Source organism: Quyinboa ferrireducens (assembly GCF_042436675.1).
Lineage (GTDB): Bacteria > Bacteroidota > Bacteroidia > Bacteroidales > UBA5342 > JBHJHP01.
The window spans coordinates 1-3,424 of the sequence record NZ_JBHMVA010000040.1; the positions used below are offsets into that span (position 1 = coordinate 1).

4 protein-coding genes are annotated in these 3,424 nt (G+C 30.8%); all 4 read left to right on the top strand.

The genetic code is table 11. The annotated features are described in order from the left end of the window. Window positions 1-161 precede the first annotated feature (161 nt). The 4 genes from ACE01N_RS20110 to ACE01N_RS20125 all read left to right on the top strand — a co-directional run bounded on the left by ACE01N_RS20110 (window position 162) and on the right by ACE01N_RS20125 (window position 3,212). Complete coding sequence (locus tag ACE01N_RS20110; protein WP_380592806.1) at window positions 162-875, top strand: hypothetical protein; 714 nt, start codon at window positions 162-164, stop codon at window positions 873-875. A gap of 178 nt (window positions 876-1,053) precedes the next feature. Continuing rightward, the gene (locus ACE01N_RS20115) at window positions 1,054-1,989 is read left to right on the top strand and encodes a hypothetical protein (protein WP_380592807.1); all 936 of its coding nucleotides are present in this window, start codon (window positions 1,054-1,056) and stop codon (window positions 1,987-1,989) included. A gap of 182 nt (window positions 1,990-2,171) precedes the next feature. Next, window positions 2,172-2,636, top strand: coding sequence for a hypothetical protein (locus tag ACE01N_RS20120; protein WP_380592809.1), 465 nt, complete (start codon window positions 2,172-2,174; stop codon window positions 2,634-2,636). A 36-nt stretch (window positions 2,637-2,672) separates the two neighbouring features. After that, complete coding sequence (locus ACE01N_RS20125; RefSeq protein WP_380592811.1) at window positions 2,673-3,212, top strand: hypothetical protein; 540 nt, start codon at window positions 2,673-2,675, stop codon at window positions 3,210-3,212. The last annotated feature ends 212 nt before the right edge of the window (window positions 3,213-3,424 follow it).

Consider the following 3,424-nt stretch of genomic DNA (forward strand, 5'->3'; position numbering starts at 1 on the left):
TATTTACAACACACGGTCATACTGCATGGCAGTACTTTTAAATAAAATATTACAACATTCGCGGGCTGTCTCTTTTGTCCTGACAGTTCCTTTCCCGTCGGAAAGAAACTGCCACGACAGCATACCGCGGGAACGTTGTGTGCAAGTTTAAAAAGTAAAACATGAGAGTATATTTGGACAATAATATTTTAATTTCGATCGAAGATGATGAAATTAGTCTTGATATCTTTAAAAATATTGATAAGAATTATTCTTATGTATACTCTTATGCCCATATCCAAGAGTTAATTGAAGTGAAAAGTAATTTTGATGAATTAAAGAAAATAAGACTTAAAACTATATTAGATTTAACTAATAATACTTATATCTACCCAGACAACAATCAAATTAATTCAAAAATCGAAAATCCAGAAAAAGTTATTTTGACCTTAAAAATGTTTTCAGGACTAATGGAAATGACTAGACAAGCAGTAAATAACTATAATATTGATAGACTTAAACTTATAGGCCTATTAGGTATTGATCAAAAACGAATAAATAATTATACACCAACAGAAGTTATAGAATATATTGATAAAGCTATTAATAACCGATTATTAATCGGCATTAATAATTTGATTGATTTATCTGGGATCTCATTACGTGAAAGAATAAACACATTATTTAATTTGTTGGATTTTGTTGGATTCTGGAAGGACAAAAAAACAGAAAGATCAAATCTTGCTAGAATGTACGATGCATCTCATACTTATTTCTCTTCATATTGCGATTTATTTGTTTCAAATGACCTCAGAGCTAGGAATAAAGCTAAAGTTGCATATGAAATCTATAAGATTAACACAAAGGTTTTATCTTTAGATGAATTCTTAATATAACAAATAAAACCAGCACACAACAAGCGGTCATAGTGCATGGCAGTACTTTTAATCAAAAAATATAAACGTTCGCGCAAAGCTCCTTTCATCCTGACAGTTCCTTTCACGGGTGAAAGAAACTGCCACGACACCATACCGCGGGACCGTTAGCGGTCATGCAAAAAAAAACGATGAGCAAATGGGGAATTTGACAATAACATTTTTACCACCTCAAAACTGGCAGGATTTTGAAAAATTACTGTTAGGAATAGTCGATGTTGTTTGGGAGCAAAAAGGCTGGCAAAATTATGGTCGACCTGGACAAGACCAATCTGGAATTGACTTATATGGTTATGATAATAAAAATCGGTTTACTGGTATTCAGTGTAAAAAGAAAAGCCTAACTGATTCAGAAGGAGTAATATTATCAAATAGCCTTTTGACAAAAAGTTTGATTGAAAAAGAGGTTACTTCTGCTGAAACTATTGATAATCCAAAAATTGAAAGTCTAATTTTTGCTACTACTTCATCAAGAGACACAAAAGTTCAGGACATCGTTAGAACAATTAATGATAAAAGAATAAAAAAACAAAAGTTTATAATTGACATATGGTTTTGGGAGGATATACAAGTTTTCATTGAGAATCATATTGAATTACAGAATTGGTATTATTCCGATTTGCTTGAAAAGGTTCATAAATATGATAAGAACATTCATATTTTATCAATGTTAAGACAAGCATTTACAAGACCTGCATTTAAGAGAGAAATTAGGCGTGAAGAAAGTGGCGCTGATTTTATACAAGCTATTAAAAATACACAAGAAGCGATTACAACTGGAAAATTATATAATCGCAGAGGAGATATATTAACAACATCATTTTCTTATCAAAAGATATCAAATCCGAAATGGACGAAATTGATAAGTGAGATTTATAACAGTCTGACTAAAATAAGAGATTTATATCAGGATGGATTAAAAAATCATTCAATTAGAGAACATCCAACTTGTTTGGAAGTGTTTGATGATAGACTTTCAGACAAGTTTAATATTTTACGAACTGATTGTCTTATTAAAATCAATACTATTTTGAAAGAAGCAAAGCTAAAGCCAGTTGAATCAGAATTAATATAAAATGATTGACAAATAAAGCACGAACCGCTAACACTGTATATACAAAATGGGCGAGATAGTAGTAAATTCATCGGTTGTAGCCCGCTTTAAATCGTATCGGTTTGATAAGTTTGAAGCCCGCAATCGCCCACATTTGCATATACTTGTCCGTTGTGCAACATAAAACAAAACTGACAGCATTAATGATAAACCGACTGATAATTATATTTTTTGTTACGATTATTGGGATAATAATTTCAGCTTGTTCATCTGGAGAAACGAGTTATAAAAAACCTGACTTTATCTCAACAGATTTTAAGGATGACACAGCAAATTATAAACTGAGACAATTAATTGATAATCCTAACGGAGATGATTTTATTGCAGTCTTTTTTAAAGAATCTTCAATGAGTTTTGGTAGTGGAGGTAAGATTATCAAATTGTATAATAAGGACAGTATATCGATTGATGAATGTTATTATGGAGCTCATCCATTGATTGCAAAAACCTGGCTTGATTCTACAATAATACTTGAATGTAAAGTTTATTCAGCACATGGAGACTCTATTAACAGGAGAAAATATTTAGACAGTTCTGTCGATAAAAATGACATTATTGGACACTACCATATTGATTATATTAAAAATTATAATGCGTTTAATGAGTAAATACTAGAATATCTGATATCTAAATTTGTAAAATCAATGAAAAACAAATTCCTGAAATATACAGTATTGCCAATAATATATGTATTGAGTGTGATTTTTATGGAATTCTACCCAAATATTATCACGATAGGATTGTGGTTAATTTCCCTTGTTTTGTGCATCATTGGATTAATTAAATTACTTATTAAAAAACAGAATTTTAAATTAAAATTACTTCCTATTTTCTTTCTCCTGCTTCCAATCTTTGATTTGACTTTCGGTATTACAAATAAAATCAGAAATGAGATTAAAGGAGAAATCATTCTAGACATTATCGACGATAGTTTTGCAACAACAAAGTCACTAACTATTAGAGAAAAAAATGGAAAGCTGACAGCAGAATATAATAGCTCTGTAGCTGGATTTGGTGGCATGGAAAAAGCAGAAACAGAATTGCTTAATGATAGTACTTTAACTTTTAAATTGATAAATCGTAATTATTCAGAGAGATTGACATTTGATAAGCAAAACCAAAGTTTCCGAGATAAAGATAAAAAACTGAGATATCGAATTTTAATAAATGAAATATTTAAATAGCATAAATTACGTTGCACAACACACAATATAAAACAGTTGGGGTTCAGTGGTTTGCGAGCATTTGCTCTCGCATCAACTTTCTGCAACGGTGGATACAAACGCGCTCCGAAAACCCAACCGTTTCATATTGTAAAACGTTGTACGCAATGCCGGAATTAGTTGATTTTAATATAGTTTCTACAGTTCATTGCATTTCAGCTGAAGTTGTGTAT

Bases quoted from the DNA above. Each gene is read 5' to 3' on its own strand.
- ACE01N_RS20125 (WP_380592811.1), top strand. From the start codon at position 2,673: ATGAAAAACAAATTCCTGAAATATACAGTATTGCCAATAATATATGTA.
- ACE01N_RS20120 (WP_380592809.1), top strand. From the start codon at position 2,172: ATGATAAACCGACTGATAATTATATTTTTTGTTACGATTATTGGGATA.
- ACE01N_RS20110 (WP_380592806.1), top strand. From the start codon at position 162: ATGAGAGTATATTTGGACAATAATATTTTAATTTCGATCGAAGATGAT.
- ACE01N_RS20115 (WP_380592807.1), top strand. From the start codon at position 1,054: ATGGGGAATTTGACAATAACATTTTTACCACCTCAAAACTGGCAGGAT.